The sequence below is a fragment of the Streptomyces sp. HSG2 genome (assembly GCF_016598575.1).
GTDB lineage: Bacteria > Actinomycetota > Actinomycetes > Streptomycetales > Streptomycetaceae > Streptomyces.
This window is the reverse complement of sequence record NZ_CP066801.1, coordinates 4142456-4162344: the sequence shown is the minus strand read 5'-3', so window position 1 is coordinate 4162344 and position 19889 is coordinate 4142456. Positions and strand designations below refer to the sequence as shown.

The window sequence follows — 19889 nt, the reverse complement described above, 5'->3', positions numbered from 1 at the left end:
TCAGTCCTTGTGCACGGTCCCGTCCGGGTCGAGGCCGCGGAAGGACAGCAGCACGATCAGGATCCCTCCGCAGACGATCGCCGTGTCGGCGAGGTTGAACACCGCGAAATGCTTGGGCGCGATGAAATCGACCACCGCGCCGCGGAAGACCCCGGGCGAGCGGAAGATCCGGTCGGTGAGGTTGCCGAGGGCGCCACCGAGCAGCAGGCCGAGCGCGACGGCCCAGGGCAGGCTGTACAGCTTGCGGGCGAGTCGGACGATCACGACGATGACCGCCGCGGCGATCACAGTGAAGATCACGGTGAAGGCCTCGCCGTAGCCGAACGCGGCGCCCGCGTTCCGGATCGCGTCGAACCTCAGCCAGTCCCCGAACACCTCGATCGGGGCGTGGTGCTCCAACTTGGCCACCACGATCATCTTGCTGACCAGGTCGAGCACGTAGGCGACGGCGGCGACGGCGAAGAGCACCGCGATCCGGCGGGGGCCCCGGGAGCCGGCAGCGGCGTCCTCGCGGTCGGCGGGCTCGGCTCCGGCGCCTTCGGGCGCGCCCTCGGCCCCGGCCGCGTCGGCCGCCGGGGCCGGAACCCCGGGGGTGTCGGGCCGCCCGCGCCCCTCCCCGGACGCGTCCGGGTTCTCCGGCGTACCGATGATGCGCTCCGCCTCTGTCACGTGAGTCCCTCGGCCTAGGTACCTGATTGAGGTCGAGCGTACGGCACGCCCTCCACCCGGCACTCCGACGGGCCGTGTGCGGGCTCTCAGTAGCGGCGCTCCTGTTTCTGCTTGCACTCCACGCACAGCGTCGCGCGGGGGAAGGCACGCATGCGCGCCTTGCCGATGGGGTTGCCGCAGTTCTCGCAGCGACCGTAGGTGCCGGTCTCCAGCCGTTCCAGGGCACGCTCGGTCTGCGAGAGCATCTCCCGGGCGTTGGCGGCGAGTGCCAGCTCGTGCTCGCGCGTGATGTTCTTCGACCCGGTGTCCGCCTCGTCGTGGCCCGCCCCCTCCCCCGAGTCCCGCATGAGGCCGGCCAGGGAGCGTTCCGAGAAGTCGATCTCGGTCCGCAGTCGGCTCTCCTCGGACCTCAGCTCGGCACGGGCCGCCTCGACCTCCTCGGAGGTCCAGGGATCCTCGCCAGGGCGCACGGCGAGATCACCGGGCTCCACCGCCCTCTCGGTCGCCGTGGCCGTTCCGGCGCTCTTCTTCGCAACCACCCTCGTGACTCCCGTCTGCTCCGCGGGCGGCGGCGCGTCCGCCTTCCCGTTCCCGCTTCCGACACCCGTCGCGGTGCGCTTCGCGGCCGTCTTCCTCGCCCCGGTCTTCTTCGTCGCCGTCTTCTTCGTCGCCGTCTTCTTGGCGGTGGCCTTCTTCGCGGGCGTCTTCTCGGCGGTGGCCTTCCTCGCCGGCGTCTTCCTCGCAGCGGGGTGCCCGGCCCCGCCGGTGGCGGCGTCCGCTCCGGTGGTCTCGGCGACCGGTTCCTCGCCTGTCGGCGTGGCGGCGCCCTCGCCGTCGGGTCGCGCCCGGGTGGGCCTGTCGGACGCCGCCCTGCCTGCGGCGGACTTCTTCGCCACCATCCCGCGGCCCCTTCACGTATTGTGATCTTGCTCGCGCGTCGTGCTGGGACGATAAATCGACTCGACCCCCACGGCAACGGGGCGCACCGCCCGAATCGCCCCCAGGCACCCCCCGGATGGCCGAACCCGGACCCTCACCCTCGGCTCTCCCACGGGTCGTCGGGACGAGGAGGACCGATGCCCGCCGCCGCCCCGACGACGCCGTTCGGGGGACTCCGCCCGAACGGCTCGGGTGGGTCGGCCGGCGCGAAAGGGCCGGTCGAAAACCTGTCGGCGGCCCGCGCCGCCCCGCCTTACACTGGGCGCAGCGAAAGGCGTGGATGGGGACGAGTAGCGGCGTGGCGGCCGAGAGCGATCCGGGGACGGTGGGAGCCCGGAGGCACAGCGCGTCGTGAAGATCACCCCGGAGCCGCCGGAGGAAGCCGTGGCGTTCGCGTCACGGTGGTAGAGCCGGCTTCGCACCCAACGAGGGGGCTCGCGGCGCACACCGGCGCCGAGGGTCAAGGAGGGTGGTACCGCGGGAGCACGGCTCTCGTCCCTCCGACGGAAGGCAGCACATCCGCCGGAGGAGTCCGTTGAGTACACAGCCTCGGTACCGCGAGGTGCCCGCCCAGGTCGATCTGCCCGCCCTCGAACGCGGGGTGCTCGACTTCTGGAGCACGCACAAGACCTTCGCCAAGAGCCTGGAACAGTCCGAGGGGCGCCCGGAGTGGGTGTTCTACGAGGGCCCGCCCACCGCCAACGGCATGCCCGGCGCCCACCACATCGAGGCCCGGGTCTTCAAGGACGTCTTCCCCCGCTTCCGCACCATGCGGGGCTACCACGTGGCCCGCAAGGCGGGATGGGACTGCCACGGGCTGCCCGTGGAACTGGCGGTGGAGAAGGAGCTGGGCTTCTCCGGCAAGAAGGACATCGAGGCGTACGGCGTCGCGGAGTTCAACGAGCGGTGCCGCGACTCCGTGCTGCGCCACACCGACGCCTTCGCGGAGCTGACGACCCGCATGGGCTACTGGGTGGATCTCGACGCAGCGTACGTGACCATGGACCCGGAGTACATCGACTCCGTCTGGTGGTCTCTGAAGACGATCTTCGACAAGGGCCTGCTGGTCGAGGACCACCGGGTCGCGCCCTGGTGTCCGCGCTGTGGCACGGGCCTGTCCGATCACGAGCTGGCGCAGGGCTACGAGACGGTCGTCGACCCGTCGGTCTACGTCCGTTTCCCGCTGACCTCCGGTCCGCTGGCCGGCGAGGCATCACTCCTGGTCTGGACGACGACGCCCTGGACCCTGGTGTCCAACACCGCCGTGGCCGCGCACCCCGAGGTGACCTATGTGGTCGCCACGGACGGGTCGGAGCGCCTGCTCGTCGCCGAGCCCCTGCTCTCGACGGCCCTGGGCGAAGGGTGGGAGGCCACCGGGCAATCGTTCACCGGCGCCGAGATGGAGCGCTGGGCCTACCGGCGCCCCTTCGAGTGGGTCGCCTTCCCGGACGCCGGCGAGGGTGGTGCTCCGGCGGCGCACTTCGTCGTGAACGCCGAGTACGTCACGACCGACGACGGCACCGGTCTGGTGCACCAGTCCCCCGCCTTCGGCGAGGACGACCTCGCGGTCTGCCGAGCCTACGGTCTTCCGGTGGTCAACCCGGTCCGGCCGGACGGCACCTTCGACGAGGAGCTGCCGATGATCGGCGGGGTCTTCTTCAAGAAGGCGGACGAGCGGCTCACCGCCGACCTCGACGCCCGGGGGCTGCTGTTCCGCCACGTCGCCTACGAGCACAGCTATCCACACTGCTGGCGCTGCCACACCGCGCTGCTCTACTACGCGCAGCCGTCCTGGTACATCCGCACCACGGCGGTCAAGGACCGCCTGCTCGCGGAGAACGACCGGACCAACTGGTTCCCGGACACCGTGAAGCACGGCCGGTTCGGCGACTGGCTGAACAACAACATCGACTGGGCTCTGTCCCGCAACCGCTACTGGGGCACCCCCCTGCCGATCTGGCGGTGCGCCGAGGGTCATCTGACGTGCGTCGGATCCCGCGCCGAGCTGGCCGCGCTGACCGGCTCCGACCAGTCGGACCTCGATCCGCACCGTCCCTACATCGACGACGTGACGTTCGGCTGCCCCGAATGCGCGGAGACGGCCGTCCGGGTGCCCGAGGTCATCGACGCCTGGTACGACTCCGGCTCCATGCCGTTCGCGCAGTGGGGGTACCCCTACAAGAACAAGGAGCTCTTCGAGGCCCGCTACCCCGCGCAGTTCATCAGCGAGGCCATCGACCAGACCCGCGGGTGGTTCTACACCCTGATGGCCGTCGGCACGCTCGTCTTCGACAAGTCTCCCTACGAGAACGTCGTCTGCCTCGGTCACATCCTCGCCGAGGACGGCCGGAAGATGTCCAAGCACCTGGGCAACATCCTGCGGCCGATCCCGCTGATGGACCGGCACGGCGCCGACGCCGTCCGCTGGTTCATGGCGGCCGGCGGCTCGCCCTGGGCGGCCCGGCGCGTCGGTCACGGAACCATCCAGGAGGTCGTCCGCAAGACGCTCCTCACCTACTGGAACACCGTCGCCTTCCAGGCGTTGTACGCCCGCACCTCGGGGTGGGCTCCCGGTGATGCCGACCCGGCGCCCGCGGAACGTCCGGTGCTCGACCGCTGGCTGCTCTCGGAGACCAACTCCCTCGTCGAGGAGGTCACCCGGGCGCTGGACGCATACGACACGCAACGGGCCGGCAAGCTCCTGTCGGGCTTCGTGGACGACCTGTCCAACTGGTACGTGCGTCGCTCCCGACGACGCTTCTGGCGCGGCGACAAGGCCGCGCTTCGCACTCTGCACGAGGTCCTGGAGACGGTGACCCGGCTGATGGCCCCTCTGACGCCCTTCATCACCGAACGGGTATGGCAGGACCTGGTCGTCCCCGTGACACCCCGGGCGCCGGAGTCGGTTCACCTGGCCTCCTGGCCGGAGGTGGATTCGGCCGCGGTCGACCCCGAACTGTCCCGGCGGATGACGCTGGTTCGCCGCCTGGTAGAGCTGGGCCGCGCCACGCGGGCGGAGTCCGGGGTCAAGACCCGCAGGCCGCTGTCCCGCGCGCTGATCGCGGCGCCGGGCTTCGCCGGCCTCGACCAGGAGCTGCGCGCCCAGATCGCCGAGGAACTGAACGTCGCCTCGCTCGCCTCGTTGGGCGAGGTGGGGGGCAGCCTGGTGGACACCACGGCGAAGGCCAACTTCCGAGTCCTGGGCAAGAGGTTCGGCAAGCGGGTCCAGGAGGTGGCCGGCGCCATCGCGCGGGCCGACGCCGCCGCGCTCTCCCTCGCGCTGCGCGAGGGTTCCGCCTCGGTGGAGGTCGACGGCGAGGAGATCACGCTGACCCCCGAGGAGGTCATCGTCACCGAGACGCCGCGGGAGGGCTGGTCGGTGGCGTCCGACGCCGGACTCACCGTGGCTCTCGACCTGGAGGTCACGGAGGAGTTGCGGCGCGCCGGCCTCGCCCGGGACGCCATCCGGCTGATCCAGGAGGCACGCAAGAACAGCGGACTGGACGTCGCCGACCGGATCGCACTGCGCTGGACGGCGGCGGATCCGGCCACCGCGGCGGCGATCACCGAGCACGCGGCGCTGATCGCCGAAGAGGTCCTCGCCACCGACTTCGCCGCCGGGAACGCGGAGGACGGCTTCGGCGAGGCGTTCACCGACGACTCGCTCGCTCTCACCTTCCGGCTTCGCAAGGTGTGAGGCCAGGAGTTCCGGAGGCCGGCCGGCCCTCGCGAGGGGCGCCGGCCGGCCTCGGTCCAAGCGGGAAGGCGGCCGCGGGGCGGGGAACGCGAGCGGGCCCGGGTCGAAGAAACCCGGGCCCGCTCTGAACGCGTGCGACGCCTACACCGTATGAGAGATCAGTTGTCGTCCTCGTCGATCAGGAAGCCCCGCATCGGCGAGGGTGCCTGCCCCATGGGTGAGGGTCCCTGCGGACGGACCGGCGCCATGGGTTGGGTCATCGCCGGGGACATCTGCTGCTGACCACCGTAGGACGGACCCGAGGAGGGGCCGGGAGCACCGCCGTTGATCGACTGGTTGCCCCCGTAGGAGGGAGAACCGGCTCCCGCCGGGGCCATCGAGGGAGCGGGGGACGGCGGGAGGGACGCCGTCGCCGGGGTGCGCGGCGGCGCCAGCGAGTCGTCGGCCTGGGTCTCCAGTTGACGCAGCTGCGACTCCAGGTAGGACTTGAGGCGCGTGCGGTACTCGCGCTCGAAGCCCCGCAGGTCCTCGACCTTCCGTTCCAACGTGGCGCGGGCGGACTCCAGTGAGCCCATCGCGACGCGGTGCTTCTCCTGCGCGTCCCGCTCCAGGGCGTCGGCCTTGGCGCGGGCGTCCCGCTCCAACCCCTCGGCCCGGGACCGCGCCTCGCCGACGATCTTGTTGGCCTCGGAACGCGCCTCGGCGATCGCCTGGTCGGCCGTCTGCTGGGCCAACGACAACACGCGGGCGGCGCTGTCCCCGCCGGGGCCGCCCTGTCCGGGCAGGCCGCCGGGGCCGCCAGGACCCTGCGGGCCTCCCATCGGTCCGCCCATGGGTCCTTGGCCCATCTGTCCCTGCATCGGACCCTGACCCATCGGCCCCGGTCCCTGGCCCATCGGTCCCGGTCCCTGCCCCATCGGTCCGTGCCCCTGCTGGGGGCCTCCCTGTCCGCCGGGGCCGGCGGGCAGTTGCGGAGCACCGCTCGGCAGCTGGGGCGGACCACCCATCGGTCCACCGTGCTGCTGCGGCGGGCCCGATATTCCGGCGGGCACCGGTCCGCCGGGACCCCTCATGCCCTGTTGCTGCATGCCGCCTTGCTGCGGCATCCCGCCCTGCTGCGGGATGCCTCCCTGCTGGGGCATGCCGCCCTGCTGCGGTCCGTCCTGCTGCTCCGGGGGCTTGCGCATGTTCTGCTGGTTCTGCGCGGCGGCCCGGGTGGCGGCGGCCAGCTTGGCCCGCAGGTCCTCGTTCTCGCGGAGCAGACGGGTCAGCTCGGCTTCGACCTCGTCGAGGAAGGCATCGACCTCGTCCTCGTCATAGCCTTCTCGGAGGCGGACGGTCGTGAACTGCTTGTTCCGCACGTCCTCGGGGGTCAACGGCATCTCTTCACCTCAACGTTGTCGTCGGCATTCGGCAAGCCCGAAGGTCTCTCATCGCTCACAGCCGGCTCACGATCGAGATCAGGATGTAGACGATGATGATCAGGACGAAGAAGGACAGGTCGAGCGCCACGCCCCCGAGACGCAGCGGCGGGATGAACCGCCGCAGAAGCTTCAGCGGTGGATCGGTGACAGTGTAGGTGGCCTCCAGGACCACCACCATCACCTTGCCGGGTTGCCACGAACGGGCGAACTGGAAGACGTAGTCCATGACGAGGCGGAAGATGAGCACCAGGAGGAAGCACATCAGCGCGATGTACACGACGTCCAGAAACACGCTCATGGTCTGCGCTTCCCTCTCCCCTGATCCATCCCCGGGATCCTTCCCCGGTCCGTACTCTCACCGGACTGCGTCTCAGCTCTGGTTGAAGAACCCGCCCTCTGCGATGCGGGCCTTGTCCTCCGCCGTGACATCGACGTTAGCAGGCGACAACAGGAACACCTTCTGCGTCACCCGCTCGATGCTCCCGTGAAGACCAAACACCAAACCCGCCGCAAAGTCGACAAGTCGCTTGGCATCTGTGTCGTCCATCTCAGTGAGGTTCATGATCACCGGAGTGCCCTCGCGGAAGTGTTCCCCGATGGTACGGGCCTCGTTGTAGGTCCGCGGGTGCAGCGTGGTGATCCGGTAGGGCTCTCGTTCGGACACGACCTTGGGCATGATGACCGGTGCGCTCTTTTCCAGACTCGCGCGTTCTTGTGTGATCGACGCCACGGGCGCGATACGCGCCGGACGCCCGGATTCGGTAGCCGGGGAAGAGACCCGGGACACCGGCTCGCGCGGAGGGGCCGGCGCCACGAGACGCGCCCCGTCCTCCGCTTGGGCGGGGTGCGGACCGTGCGGGTCGTGGGACGGGTGAGACGCTTCGTGACGGCGGTGGTGGTCCCGCTCGGGCTCCGGATCCAGCTCCGGTTCGAAGTCGTCGTCGGGGTCGAACCCCCGACCGTCGTACCCATCGTCCTCCACGAGGCCGAGGTAGACCGCCATCTTGCGCATCGCGCCGGCCATGCTCTGAGTCCTCCGCTCTGTGGTGGATCGACTGACGACTGCCAAGTGCCCGCGATCCACGGGGTCGTTGCATCCGCCATCAGGCGGTAATGACCATATTTTCTACTGTGGTCCGACTTCTTGGCGACGTTACCGGAGCCCGGGTCTGACTCCGAGTACCGCAGTGCCGACGCGCACATGTGTCGCACCGGCCGCCACGGCGTCCTCGAGGTCCGCGCTCATCCCCGCCGAGACCATGGTCGCGGCGGGGTGGGAGCGGCACAGCTCCCTCGACAACGCGAGGAGCCGGCCGAAGGCCTCGGGTCGGCGCCCCGCGTAGGGACCGCTCAGCGGGGCGACCGTCATCAGTCCACCGAGTCGCAGACCGGGCGAACCGGCGACGAGGTCGGCCAACTCCGCCACGCCGTCCGGCGCCACGCCCGCCCGCCCGCCACGTCCGTCCACCCCGGCGTCCAGAGCCACTTGGGCCAGACACGTCACCTCCCGCCCGGCACGCGCCGCCTCCCGGGAGAGGGCCGCGACGAGGCGTGGGCGGTCGACCGACTGCACCACATCGGCGTAACCGACCACGCTCCGGACCTTGTTGGTCTGCAACTGCCCCACGAAGTGCCAGGTGAGCGGGAGATCGGCGCAAGCCGCGGCCTTCGGAGCGGCGTCCTGGTCACGGTTCTCGGCAACGTGTCGCACACCCGCCTCGGCGAGAATCCGCACGTCGCTCGCGGGATAGGTCTTGGTCACGACGATCAGGGTCACCTCGTCGCGCGATCTGCCGGCCGCCGCGCACGCCGCCGCGATCCGCTCCTCCACGCGCCCGAGGTTGTCGGTGATCTCGTTCCTACGGTGCGTCATGCCTCGTCAATCCAGCCATACGTAGCCCGCCAGGCGACCGGTGACCCGGTCACGGCGGTAGGAGAAGTGATCGTCCGAGCCCCGGGTGCACACCGGGGAGCGCTCCCGGTCGCGCACGCCCGACCGGGACAGCTGGGCATGCACGCCGGCGGCGACGTCCACCGCGGGGGTGCCCCGGCCCGTCCGAGCCCAGGCCGCGGGCTCCACGGCGACCACCTCGTCCCGCATCGCCTCGGGGACCTCGTAGCAGCCGCCGCACACGGCGGGGCCGGAACGGGCGACGACGCGCGCCGGATCGGCACCGTGCTCGACCATGACGCGGACCACGGCGGGCACCACCCCGGCGACGAGGCCGGGCCGGCCGGCGTGGGCGGCGGCGATCACACCGGCTCGGACGTCGACGAGCAACAGGGGGACGCAGTCGGCGGTCAGGACCGCGAGGGCCAGGCCACGCTCGGTGGTGACCAGCGCGTCCACGCCGGGCGCCGTACCGCTCCAAGGGCCGGTGACGGCGGCGACCTCCGCGCCGTGTACCTGGTTCATCCAGACGACCCGGGCCGGGTCGAGGCCGAGCGACCGGGCCGCCGACTCCCGGTTGGCCCGCACCGCCGCCGGGTCGTCGCCGACCGCCCCGCCCAGGTTCAGCTCCTCGTACGGAACGGCGCTCACCCCGCCCCACCGGTCGGTGAAGGCGAAGTGCGCGCCGTCGAGGGTCTCGCGCCGACCTATCACTTGAGGAAGTCCGGCACGTCCAGCTCCTCTGCCGCGCTGTCCACGTAGTTCCGGGAGGCGGGGACCGGTGGTACGGGCGTGACCGGCGGGAGGTCGACCGCCGGCTCGGGGGCGGCGGGCTCGGGCTGTTCCTCCTTGGGGGCCACGCTTCCGAGTGAGCCGAAGGAGGGACGGGATTCCGCCTGACGGGACGGCGCGGGGTCCTCGCGCTTGGTCGAGGTACTGCCCAGGACGTTGTCCCGCTTCGCGGGAGGCTGTCCGCCGTCGAACCCCGCGGCGATCACGGTGACCCGGACCTCGTCGCCGAGGGCGTCGTCGATCACGGCGCCGAAGATAATGTTGGCCTCGGGGTGCGCGGCCTCGCTGACCAGTTGGGCGGCCTCGTTGATCTCGAAGAGGCCGAGGTCGGAGCCTCCCGAGATGGAGAGGAGCACCCCTCGGGCACCGTCGATGGACGCCTCCAGCAGCGGCGAGGAGATGGCCATCTCCGCCGCGGCGACCGCGCGGTCGTCGCCCCGGGCCGAGCCGATGCCCATGAGCGCCGAACCGGCCTCCGACATGACGGACTTGACGTCGGCGAAGTCCAGGTTGATCAGGCCGGGGGTGGTGATCAGATCCGTGATGCCCTGGACGCCGGAGAGCAGCACCTGGTCGGCCGACTTGAAGGCGTCCAACACGCTGACCTGACGGTCCGAGATGGACAGCAGGCGGTCGTTCGGGATGACGATGAGGGTGTCGACCTCCTCGCGCAACTCGGCGATGCCGTCCTCCGCCTGGTTCGCCCGGCGGCGCCCCTCGAAGGTGAACGGACGGGTGACCACGCCGATGGTGAGGGCGCCCAGCGAGCGGGCGATGTTGGCCACCACGGGTGCCCCGCCGGTGCCGGTGCCGCCGCCTTCACCGGCCGTCACGAAGACCATGTCGGCCCCCTTGAGGACCTCCTCGATCTCCTCACGGTGGTCCTCGGCGGCCTTGCGGCCGACGGCCGGGTTGGCGCCGGCGCCGAGTCCGCGGGTGAGTTCACGACCGACGTCCAACTTGACGTCGGCGTCGCTCATCAACAGCGCCTGCGCGTCCGTGTTGATGGCGATGAACTCGACGCCCTTGAGACCGACCTCGATCATCCGGTTGATGGCATTGACACCACCGCCGCCGACACCGATGACTTTGATGACTGCGAGGTAGTTCTGCGGTGCTGCCACGTCGAAGGCCTCTCGCCTCGAGTTACGTGTCGCCGACCCGCGAGGCGCTGCCTCGCCGACGACGACTGATGCCGAATGGGGCGGTCCGTAGCGCCGACCCGAACCCTAACGGTGAAGTTTAGGGTTACCAGTGTGTCTGTTCCCTGAAGTCTTCCGAACAGGACACTAGGTCGACACGAGGCGCGCGTTCAACGAACACGCCGAACCTCCCGTTTTTCTTTTCACCCTATGTGATCAGCCGTAGCGCTGCCCACTCAGGGTGCTGGGCCGCGCAGGTGTGCGTCAACTGCCCGATGACGCGGGGGCGCTGGGTGCGCTCACGTCGAAGTGACGGGCGTCCGGTGCCGCCTTCATCAGCGCGGTGAGAGCGCGTGCCTTGTCGGCGCCCCGCTCGCCGCTCCCCCACGACACGGTGCGCCCGTCACTCAACTCCAGCGTGATCTCGTCGAGGGAGCGGACCTCGACGGTCCGGGCGACCCGGGCGACCTCGTCCGGGATCTCCTGGGCCACCAGCACGGCCTCGCGCGCCAAACGGTCCTCCCCGAACCGATTGGAGGCGGTCGAACGGGGCGAGATGTCCAGGAGCGGTACTCCGGAGGGCGCGCGCGCGACGGTGGCGTACCGGACTCCGTCGTCGTCGACCTCGACGAAGGCGTCCCCCTCGGCCACCACCAGCACCGGGGTGCGTTCGACCACGGCGAGGACGATCTCACCGGGCCAGGACCGGCGCACATCGACCGTGTCGATCCTGGGGAGTTCGCGGCGGATTCGCTCCGCCGCGGCGTCGGTGTCGACGGAGACCAAGGGGTCGCCCAGGGGAACGCCCGCAACGTCGCGGATCGCGTCGTCGGTCAGGACACGGGCGCCTTCCACCGACACCCGCTCGACTCGGAACCAGTCCGACCCGTACAGCGACCAACCCGACGCGGCAAGGAACACGGACGGAAGCCCCAGGATGACGATCCTACGAAACCACCCGCGGAGCCGGGGACGTCGGGCCGGGCCGGACGTCCCCGGGGTACGGGCAACGCGCTCGGCGGTGGCTGTCGGTCCGGCCACATCCCCTGCCTTTCGTGAAGGAGCGCGGGAGAGGGTCCTCGCGCGCCTCGCCAGTCTCGCCCGGCTCCCGACGGCACGACGCCTCGCCGCGCCGTCGCCCCCGCGCCACGAGGCACAGCGGCCGGCCTCGGTCGCGCGTTCGCCCCGCCCTACCGTGCGGCGACGGCCTCGCGCACCATGCCGACGAGCAGCTCGTCGGCGTCCCTGCGGCCGAACTCGGAGGCCGCGCGGGACATCTCGTACAGCCGGTGCGGGTCGGCCAACACCGGGAGGACGTGCTGTTGCAGCCACTCGGGGGTGAGGTCGGCGTCGTCCACCAGCAACCCACCGCCCGCCTTGACCACGGGCTGGGCGTTGAGTCGCTGTTCCCCGTTGCCGATGGGCAGGGGGACGTAGGCGGCCGGGAGTCCGACGGCGGACAGCTCCGCGACGGTCATGGCACCGGCCCGGCAGAGCATCATGTCCGCCGCGGCGTAGGCGAGGTCCATCCGGTCCAGGTAGGCGACCGGCACGTAGGGAGGCATGCCGGGCATCTGCGGGAGCCGCGGCAGCTCGTTCTTCGGCCCCACCGCGTGCAGGATCTGGACCCCGGCCTGCTGCAGCCGGGGGGCCGCCCGCTGGACCACCTCGTTGAGGCGTCGGGCACCCTGCGAACCTCCCGAGACCAGCAGGGTCGGGAGGTTGGGGTCCAGCCCGAAGGAGGCGCGGCCCTCCTGGCGGGCGGCGGCACGGTCGAGGGTGGCGACCGACCGGCGCAACGGGATGCCGATGTAACGGGAGTTGCGCAGCTTGCTGTCGGGCGTGGAGACGGCCACCTGGCTGGCGTATCGGGAGCCGATCTTGTTGGCCAACCCGGGACGGGCGTTGGCCTCGTGGACGACGATGGGCACCCCCAGACGCTTCGCGGCGAGGTAGCCGGGCAGCGCCACGTAGCCGCCGAAACCGACCACGACGTCGGCCCGGGTGCGCTCCAGGATCTGCTCCGTCGCCTTGATCGTGCCTCGCAACCGCCCCGGAACCGTGATCAGCTCAGGCGTCGGCTTGCGGGGCAGCGGAACGGCCGGGATCAGCGCCAGCTCGTACCCGCGCTCGGGCACCAGGCGTGTCTCCAGGCCCCGTTCCGTGCCCAGAGCCGTGATGCCCACGGTCGGGTCCTGCCTGCGCAGGGCGTCCGCGAGGGCGAGCGCGGGCTCGATGTGGCCCGCGGTTCCTCCGCCGGCGAGTACGACATGCACCGAAATTCACCGCTCTCCGGACGAACGCGCCACCGAGGCGCGCCGTCTCATCGTCTTCCAACTCCGGGGTCCCCGGTCGGACCGGGTGACCCGGGCCCCCCGCTTTCTACCAAAGCGAGGTTGCCGCATCGCGAGCGCCGCCCTCGCGGCGGGCTCGTCCCGCGCGAACGCGACGAGCAGCCCGATGGCGAACATCGTCGTCAGCAGGGCCGACCCTCCGTAGGAGAACAGCGGGAGCGGGATCCCGGCGATCGGCAGGAGCCCGAGGACGGCACCGATGTTGATCACGGCCTGGGCCGTGATCCAGATGGTGACACCTCCCGCGGCGTACCTCACGAAGGGGTCCTCCGTGCGTCCGGCCACGCGGATACCCGCATAGCCTAGAGCCGCGAACAGCGCGAGGACCGACAGAGTCCCGGCCAGGCCGAGTTCCTCACCGGTCACGGCGAAGATGAAGTCCGTGTGGGCTTCCGGGAGTTGTCCCCATTTCTCCACTCCCGCACCCAGTCCGGACCCGAACAGCCCGCCGGAGGCGAGGGCGTAGATCCCGTGCACCGCCTGCCAGCAGACGTCGTCGGGGCCCGGCTCGGTGGCCCCCACGCAGGCGAGCCTGGCCATCCGGTTGTCGCTGGTGGCGATGAGGAGGGAGCCCAGCAGTCCGACGACCGCCAGGATCCCGACGAAGAGTCGCGTCGGCGCCCCGGCCAGCCAGAGCATGCCGAAGAGGATCGCCGTGACGATGACGGCGGTCCCCATGTCGCCGCCGAGCATGATGAGGCCGAGCAGCAGGAAGGCGACCGGCACCAAGGGCACGAGCATGTGCTTCCACTGGGCGAGCAACCTCCTCTCGTGCTTGCGGGCCAGCAGATCCGCGGCCCAGAGCACGAGGGCCAGCTTGCCGAACTCGCTCGGCTGGAGCTGGAACGAACCGCCCACCGACAGCCAGTTCTGGTTGCCGTTGACGGCCACCCCGATCCCCGGGACCGGGACCAGCGCCATCAGGAACACGGTGCCGGCCAGGATCGGATAGGCCAGCGCCCGGTGCAACCGCACCGGCACGCGTGTCGCGACCAGCAGGAGCACCGCCCCGATCAGCGCGGCCAGAGCCTGCTTGCGGAAGAAGTACGACCCCGGCAGCGACAGGTCGAGCGCGGTGATCTGGGAGGCGGAGTAGACCATCACCAGGCCGAGCACGGTGATCAGGGCACTGCCGCCGACGATCAGATAGTACGCGGTGAGGGGCCTGTCCCAGGTCGCGCGGGCCCGAGCCACCAGCCGCGCCGCCGGGTTCCCACCCGGCCGTCGTGTCGCGGGGGGTGGTCCGGTCGTCCGTCGCACGGGCGGCCGGCCTGTGCGGCTAGCGGGCATCGGCGCCTCCGCTGTCACTCGCGCGTCCCACGTCTTCTCCCGAGGTCGCCGGGTGCCCGAGGCCGGCTACCGCGCGCCGAGTTCGCGAACGGCCCCGGCGAAGGCCTCGCCACGCCGGCTGTAGTTGGTGAACATGTCCATCGACGCACAGGCCGGGGCGAGCAGCACCGTGTCACCGGGGCGGGCGAGTCGGCTCGCCTCCTCGACGGCCTGGCGCATCGCCCCAGTGTCGGTCCGGTCGAGGTCGACGACGGGTACCTCGGGCGCGTGTCGCGCCAGGGCCTCGCCGATCAACGCGCGGTCCGCGCCGATGAGCACCACGCCCCGCAGTCGGGGCGCGGCGGCGGCGACGAGGTCGCCGAAGACCGCCCCCTTGGCCAGCCCTCCGGCGATCCAGACGACGGAATCGTAGGACCGCAGGGACGCCTCGGCGGCATGCGTGTTGGTGGCCTTGGAGTCGTCGACGTAGACCACCCCGTCCACCTCGGCGACGCGCGCGATGCGGTGCGCCTCGGGGGTGAAGGCGCGCAGTCCGTCGCGCACGGCCGAAGCGGGCACCCCGTGGGCCCGGGCCAGCGCCGCCGCCGCGAGGGCGTTGGCGATGTTGTGCGGAGCCGGCGGGTCGACATCGGACACCTCGGCGAGTTCCCGCGCGCTCCTCGGGTCCGCGACGAAGGCCCGGTCGACGAGGATGCCCTCCACCACCCCGAGTTGCGAGGGGGCGGGCGTTCCCAGGGTGAAACCGACGGCTCGGCAGCCCTCCTCCACATCGGCGGCGCGCACCAGTTCCTCGGTGGCCGGGTCCCCCGCGTTGTAGACGCAGGCCACACGGTTGCCCTCGTAGACCCGGCCCTTGTCGCGGGCGTAGGCGTCCATCGAGCCGTGCCAGTCGAGGTGGTCGGGGGCGAGGTTGAGGACGGCCGCCGAGTGGGCGCGGACCGACGGGGCCCAGTGGAGTTGGTAGCTGGACAGCTCCACAGCGAGAACGTCGTACGGCTTCTCCTCGGTCACCGCCTCCAGCACGGACGTCCCGATGTTGCCGACGGCGGCGGTGCGCAGGCCCGCCGCCTCCAGGATGGCGGCGAGCATCCGCACCGTCGTCGTCTTGCCGTTGGTCCCGGTGACCGCGAGCCAGGGCGCCGCGTCGGGGCCGCGCAACCGCCAGGCCAGCTCGACGTCCCCCCAGACCGGGACGCCGGCCGCGCGCGCCCCCGCGAAGAGCGGCTTGTCGGGTCTCCACCCGGGCGCGGTGACGACCAGGTCGCTTCCCTCCGGCAGGGTGTCCCCGTCCCCCAACCTCACCGTGACGCCGAGCGCCCGGAGTTCGTCGGCCCGCGCGCGCGCGCGGTCGTCGTCGCCGTCGTCGACGACGGTGACGCGCGCGCCGAGGCGACGCAGGATCCTCGCCGCCGGGACGCCCGAGACGCCCAGTCCGGCGACGGTGACGTGCGAACCCTGCCAGTCGGTCACTTGTCCGCTGCCCATCCCGCGTAGAAGAGTCCCAGTCCGACGATCACACAGATGCCCTGGATGATCCAGAACCGGACCACCACCAGTACCTCGGACCACCCCTTGAGTTCGAAGTGGTGTTGGAGGGGCGCCATCCGGAACACCCGCTTCCCCGTGAGCCGGAAGGAACCGACCTGGATGACCACGGACATGGTGATGAGGACGAACAGACCGCCGAGGATCGCGATCAGCAACTCGGTGCGGGAGCAGATCGCCAGACCGGCGAGCACGCCCCCCAGGGCCAACGAACCGGTGTCACCCATGAAGATCTTGGCAGGCGAGGTGTTCCACCACAGGAAGCCCAGACAGGACCCCATCAACGCCGAGGCGACCACCGCCAGGTCGAGCGGGTCGCGTACCTCGAAGCAGGCGTTGGGATTGGTCAGGGTGCTCGCGTTGGCACAGGACTCCTGGAACTGCCAGACGCCGATGAAGGTGTAGGCGCCGAAGACGAGCACCGACGCGCCGGTGGCCAATCCGTCAAGCCCGTCGGTGAGATTCACTCCGTTGGACATGGCCAGGATCATGAACAGCGCCCAGACCACGAACAACACCGGCCCGATCGACCAGCCGAAGTCAGTGATGAACGACAGCTTGGTGGAGGCCGGCGTGTTGCCTCGGTTGTCGGCGAACTGCAACGAGAGCACCGCGAAGGCGATGCCGACGATCAACTGTCCCGCCATCTTCGCCTTGGCGCGCAGACCCAGCGAACGGCGTTTGACGATCTTGATGTAGTCGTCGAGAAAGCCGACCAGGCCCATCCCGACCATCAGGCCGAGGACCAACAACCCCGAGAAGGTCGGGGTCGCGTCCGCCTCGCCGTCCAAAGAGCTGGTGATCACCTTGGCCAGGAAGTACGCGGCGACGGTGGCGAGGATGAAGGCGATTCCGCCCATCGTCGGCGTACCGCGCTTGCTGGCGTGCTCACGGGGGCCGTCGTCGCGGATGTACTGACCGTAGCCCTTGCGGGCCAGCAGCTTGATCAGCAACGGGGTGCCGACCAACGTCAGGAACAGGCCGATGACCCCCGCGAACAGGATCTGCTTCATCATCGGGCGGCGACCTCACCCTCGGCGCCGGTCTCCAACAGCGCCGCGGCGACCCTCTCCAGCCCCACGGACCGGGATGCCTTCACGAGTACCACGTCCCCCGGGCGCAGCTCGCTGCGCAACAGGTCGACAGCCGCCTGTGCGTCGGACACGTGCACCGACTCCTCACCCCACGAACCCTCGTTATATGCGCCCAGTCGCAGCCAGGCGGCTTCCCTGCCCCCCACCGCGACGAGCTTGCTGACGTTGAGTCGGACGGCGAGCCGTCCGACCGCGTCGTGCTCGGCGAGCGCCTCGTCACCCAGCTCGGCCATCGCTCCGAGCACCGCCCACGTGCGACGCTCCCCGCCCATGGCCGCGAGCGCGCGGAGGGCGGCTCGCATGGACTCGGGGTTCGCGTTGTAGGCGTCGTTGACGATCGTCACACCGTCGGAGCGCTCGGTGACCTCCATCCGCCAGCGGGAGAGGGAGCCCGCCTCGGAGAGCGCGACGGCGATCTCGTCTGCGGACATGCCCAACTCGTGGGCGACGGCGGCGGCGGCGAGCGCGTTCGACACGTGATGCTCACCGTACAGGCGCATCGTCACATCACTCGCACCGGAGGGTGTGTGGAGCCTGAACGCGGGCCGTCCGCCGTCGGTGAGGCGCACGTTCTCGGCGCGAACGTCCGCTTCGTCGGACTCCCCGAAGAGGACCACCCGCGCCGCCGTCCGGGAGGCCATGGCCCGCACCAGAGCGTCGTCGGCGTTCAGGATCGCCACGCCACCGTCGGCCGCCGCCGGCAGGGACTCGACGATCTCCCCCTTGGCCCGGGCGATCTGCTCCCGGCCGCCGAACTCCCCCAGGTGCGCGGAACCGACGTTGAGGACCAGCCCGATCCGGGGCGGGGTCAGGCGCGTCAGGTACGCGATGTGCCCGATACCGCGCGCGCCCATCTCCAACACCAGGAAGCGCGTCTCGGCCGTCGCGGTCAGGGCGGTGAGCGGCAGACCGATCTCGTTGTTGAGAGACCCGGGGGTGAACACCGTAGGACCGGCGCGCCGGAGCACCTGCGCGATGAGGTCCTTGGTGCTGGTCTTGCCCGCGGAGCCGGTCAAGGCGACCACCTCGGCCCCCAGTCTGCGCACGACGTGCCGGGCCAGCGCCCCCAGAGCGGCCTGGACGTCGTCCACCACGATCGCGGGCGCGCCGACGGGGCGGGAGCCGAGGACGGCCACCGCTCCGGAACCGACGACCTCCGCGGCGAAGTCGTGGCCGTCGACGCGTTCGCCGACGAAGGCCACGAACAGGCTGCCCGGGACGGCTTCGCGGGAGTCGCGAACGACCGGTCCGGTGACGCGTACGGAGGGGTCCGGTATGTCGCACAACCGCCCGCCGACGACGTCCGCGACCTCGGCCAGGGAGAGGGCGATCACCGTTTCGTCCCCTGGGTCTTGGGAGGTGTCATGTCTGTGTTCTCCGGATCGCCTCGCGCAGCACCCGGCGGTCGTCGAAGGGACGGATCACGCCGGCGATGTCCTGCCCCTGCTCGTGCCCCTTGCCGGCGACCAGCACCGTGTCCCCGGGCTCGGCCCGGGCGACCGCCGCGGCGACGGCCGCGGCGCGGTCCTCGAAGACCTGGACTTCGGCGCGTTCGTGGGCGGGCACCGAGGCGGCCCCTCGCAGCATGGTGGCGAGGATCGCCAGCGGGTCCTCGGAGCGCGGGTTGTCGGAGGTCAGTACGGCGGTGTCGGCGTGCCGGGCGGCGGCGGCACCCATGGGTTCGCGCTTGGAGGCGTCACGGTCGCCTCCGCAGCCGAGGACCACGTGCAGCCGACCGTCGGTGACCTTGCGGAGGGCCTTGAGCACGGACTCGACGGCGTCGGTCTTGTGCGCGTAGTCGACCAGGGCGAGATACCCCTGACCGGCGTCCACCCGCTCCAGGCGGCCCGGGACTCCGGGGACCGCCGCGACCCCGTCGGCGGCCGGTTGAGCCTCCAGGCCCGCGGCGGCCAGGGCGACGATCGCCGCCAGGGTGTTGGCCACGTTGAACGGTCCGGCCAGCGGGGAGGTGGCGGCCACCCGCTCGCCTCGGGGGCCGACGGCGGTGAACGTCGAGTGCAGGGGCCCGACCTCGACGTCCTCGGCGCGCCAGTCGGCGTCCGGGTGTCCCTCGGCCGAGTAGGTGACCACCGGTACGGCGGCCTCCTTGACCAGGCGTCTGCCGTATTCGTCGTCGATGTTGACGACACCCAGCCTGCTGCGCTCGGGGGTGAACAGCCGCGCCTTGGCCTCGAAGTAGTCCTCCATGTCGGAGTGGAACTCCATGTGCTCCGGGCTGAGGTTGGTGAAGACGGCGACGTCGAACACGCAACCGTCGACCCGACCGAGCACCAGGGCGTGGCTGGAGACCTCCATGGCGACCGCCTCGGCGCCTCGCTCGCGGGCCACGGCGAAGAAGGCCTGGAGGTCGGTGGCCTCGGGGGTCGTGCGTTCGGACTTGATCCGCTCGTCCCCGATGCGCATCTCCACAGTGCCGATGAGGCCGGTGCGTCTCGCGGTGCGCAGTCCGCCCTCGACGAGGTAGGCGGTGGTGGTCTTGCCGGACGTGCCGGTGATGCCGATCTGCAGGAGATCGCGTCCGGGGTGGCCGTAGATGGTGGCCGCCAGCTCGCCCATGTGCCGTCGCGGGTCGTCGACCGTCAGGACGGGCAGCCCGGTGGCGGCGGCCCGTGCCCGGCCCGCCTCGTCGGTCAGGACGGCGGTGGCGCCCAGTCCGGCGGCCTGGTCCACGAAGTCGGCGCCGTGGGCGCGGGCGCCGGGGAGCGCCGCGTAGAGGTCGCCGGGTCGGACCGCCCGCGAGTCGTGGGTGATGCCGGTGACCTCCGCCGGATCCGCCGGCGTGGCCGCGCCCAGCTGTTCGGCGAGGACCGCGAGGGGGGTGGCGGGGACCCGCACCGGTCGCGGGGGGCCCGGGTACGTCGCGGCGGGACCCGGCTGGTCGGTGGTGGGCTGATCAGGCTGTGACACGGCGGTGAGCGTACCGGGCCGGGCCGCCTCCGGGCGAGGCGAGGGGTCCGGGGGTGCCTGGGGGGCGTTCTGGTTCCCGGGATCGGGGGTGATCGTGGTCACGGGTGGTTCCTGGGGCTCGGTG

At 71.2% G+C, this 19889-nt stretch carries 16 protein-coding genes; 1 reads left to right on the top strand and 15 read right to left on the bottom strand.

Features of this window, described 5'->3' with window-relative positions; genetic code table 11:
- Together lspA and JEK78_RS17990 are read right to left on the bottom strand one after the other, a co-directional pair.
- A complete protein-coding gene (gene lspA, locus JEK78_RS17995) occupies window positions 1–669 on the bottom strand; it encodes a signal peptidase II (RefSeq protein WP_200260839.1) in 669 nt (222 codons plus the stop codon).
- An 86-nt stretch (window positions 670–755) separates the two neighbouring features.
- Window positions 756–1568, bottom strand: a complete 813-nt coding sequence (locus JEK78_RS17990; protein ID WP_200260836.1) for a TraR/DksA family transcriptional regulator — start codon at window positions 1566–1568, stop codon at window positions 756–758.
- 575 nt (window positions 1569–2143) lie between these two features.
- On the opposite strand from JEK78_RS17990, the gene ileS reads away from it, so the two are divergent.
- Window positions 2144–5305 carry an isoleucine--tRNA ligase gene (ileS, locus tag JEK78_RS17985; protein ID WP_200260833.1) on the top strand — a complete coding sequence of 1054 codons (3162 nt, stop codon included), beginning with the start codon at window positions 2144–2146 and terminating at the stop codon, window positions 5303–5305.
- A gap of 158 nt (window positions 5306–5463) precedes the next feature.
- Here ileS and JEK78_RS17980 read toward each other — a convergent pair whose 3' ends face one another.
- The 13 genes from JEK78_RS17980 to JEK78_RS17920 all read right to left on the bottom strand — a co-directional run bounded on the left by JEK78_RS17980 (window position 5464) and on the right by JEK78_RS17920 (window position 19765).
- On the bottom strand, window positions 5464–6687 hold the full coding sequence (locus JEK78_RS17980) for a DivIVA domain-containing protein (protein WP_200260830.1): 1224 nt from the start codon (window positions 6685–6687) through the stop codon (window positions 5464–5466).
- A 55-nt stretch (window positions 6688–6742) separates the two neighbouring features.
- Window positions 6743–7027, bottom strand: a complete 285-nt coding sequence (locus JEK78_RS17975) for a YggT family protein (RefSeq protein WP_200260827.1) — start codon at window positions 7025–7027, stop codon at window positions 6743–6745.
- Window positions 7028–7099: 72 nt separating this feature from the next.
- Window positions 7100–7753 (bottom strand): cell division protein SepF, encoded by a 654-nt coding sequence (gene sepF / locus JEK78_RS17970; RefSeq protein WP_200260824.1) that lies wholly within the window; start codon window positions 7751–7753, stop codon window positions 7100–7102.
- Window positions 7754–7882: 129 nt separating this feature from the next.
- Entirely contained in the window at window positions 7883–8602 is a 720-nt protein-coding gene (locus JEK78_RS17965) for a YggS family pyridoxal phosphate-dependent enzyme (protein ID WP_200260821.1), read from the bottom strand.
- 6 nt (window positions 8603–8608) lie between these two features.
- Window positions 8609–9334, bottom strand: coding sequence for a peptidoglycan editing factor PgeF (gene pgeF / locus JEK78_RS17960; RefSeq protein WP_200260818.1), 726 nt, complete (start codon window positions 9332–9334; stop codon window positions 8609–8611).
- Window positions 9331–10536: a cell division protein FtsZ gene (gene ftsZ, locus JEK78_RS17955; RefSeq protein ID WP_200260815.1), complete on the bottom strand. Its 1206-nt coding sequence runs from the start codon at window positions 10534–10536 to the stop codon at window positions 9331–9333. Before ftsZ ends, pgeF begins: the two co-directional genes overlap by 4 nt.
- A gap of 282 nt (window positions 10537–10818) precedes the next feature.
- The gene (locus JEK78_RS17950; RefSeq protein ID WP_200260812.1) at window positions 10819–11595 is read right to left on the bottom strand and encodes an FtsQ-type POTRA domain-containing protein; all 777 of its coding nucleotides are present in this window, start codon (window positions 11593–11595) and stop codon (window positions 10819–10821) included.
- 149 nt (window positions 11596–11744) lie between these two features.
- Window positions 11745–12830: an undecaprenyldiphospho-muramoylpentapeptide beta-N-acetylglucosaminyltransferase gene (gene murG / locus JEK78_RS17945; RefSeq protein WP_200260809.1), complete on the bottom strand. Its 1086-nt coding sequence runs from the start codon at window positions 12828–12830 to the stop codon at window positions 11745–11747.
- 6 nt (window positions 12831–12836) lie between these two features.
- Complete coding sequence (gene ftsW, locus JEK78_RS17940; RefSeq protein ID WP_200260806.1) at window positions 12837–14198, bottom strand: putative lipid II flippase FtsW; 1362 nt, start codon at window positions 14196–14198, stop codon at window positions 12837–12839.
- Window positions 14199–14264: 66 nt separating this feature from the next.
- A complete protein-coding gene (murD, locus tag JEK78_RS17935) occupies window positions 14265–15683 on the bottom strand; it encodes a UDP-N-acetylmuramoyl-L-alanine--D-glutamate ligase (RefSeq protein WP_200260804.1) in 1419 nt (472 codons plus the stop codon).
- Window positions 15665–16756, bottom strand: coding sequence for a phospho-N-acetylmuramoyl-pentapeptide-transferase (gene mraY / locus JEK78_RS17930; protein ID WP_200264235.1), 1092 nt, complete (start codon window positions 16754–16756; stop codon window positions 15665–15667). Before mraY ends, murD begins: the two co-directional genes overlap by 19 nt.
- Window positions 16756–18171, bottom strand: a complete 1416-nt coding sequence (gene murF / locus JEK78_RS17925; protein WP_200260801.1) for a UDP-N-acetylmuramoyl-tripeptide--D-alanyl-D-alanine ligase — start codon at window positions 18169–18171, stop codon at window positions 16756–16758. Before murF ends, mraY begins: the two co-directional genes overlap by 1 nt.
- A 28-nt stretch (window positions 18172–18199) precedes the next feature.
- Window positions 18200–19765, bottom strand: a complete 1566-nt coding sequence (locus JEK78_RS17920; protein ID WP_242483426.1) for a UDP-N-acetylmuramoyl-L-alanyl-D-glutamate--2,6-diaminopimelate ligase — start codon at window positions 19763–19765, stop codon at window positions 18200–18202.
- Between the last annotated feature and the right edge of the window lie 124 nt (window positions 19766–19889).

Excerpts from the sequence above, each read along its gene's own strand:
- JEK78_RS17990 (WP_200260836.1), bottom strand. The coding sequence starts at position 1,568 with ATGGTGGCGAAGAAGTCCGCCGCAGGCAGGGCGGCGTCCGACAGGCCC.
- JEK78_RS17980 (WP_200260830.1), bottom strand. The coding sequence starts at position 6,687 with ATGCCGTTGACCCCCGAGGACGTGCGGAACAAGCAGTTCACGACCGTC.
- JEK78_RS17975 (WP_200260827.1), bottom strand. The coding sequence starts at position 7,027 with ATGAGCGTGTTTCTGGACGTCGTGTACATCGCGCTGATGTGCTTCCTC.
- sepF (WP_200260824.1), bottom strand. The coding sequence starts at position 7,753 with ATGGCCGGCGCGATGCGCAAGATGGCGGTCTACCTCGGCCTCGTGGAG.
- JEK78_RS17965 (WP_200260821.1), bottom strand. The coding sequence starts at position 8,602 with ATGACGCACCGTAGGAACGAGATCACCGACAACCTCGGGCGCGTGGAG.
- ftsW (WP_200260806.1), bottom strand. The coding sequence starts at position 14,198 with ATGCCCGCTAGCCGCACAGGCCGGCCGCCCGTGCGACGGACGACCGGA.
- murD (WP_200260804.1), bottom strand. The coding sequence starts at position 15,683 with ATGGGCAGCGGACAAGTGACCGACTGGCAGGGTTCGCACGTCACCGTC.
- mraY (WP_200264235.1), bottom strand. The coding sequence starts at position 16,756 with ATGAAGCAGATCCTGTTCGCGGGGGTCATCGGCCTGTTCCTGACGTTG.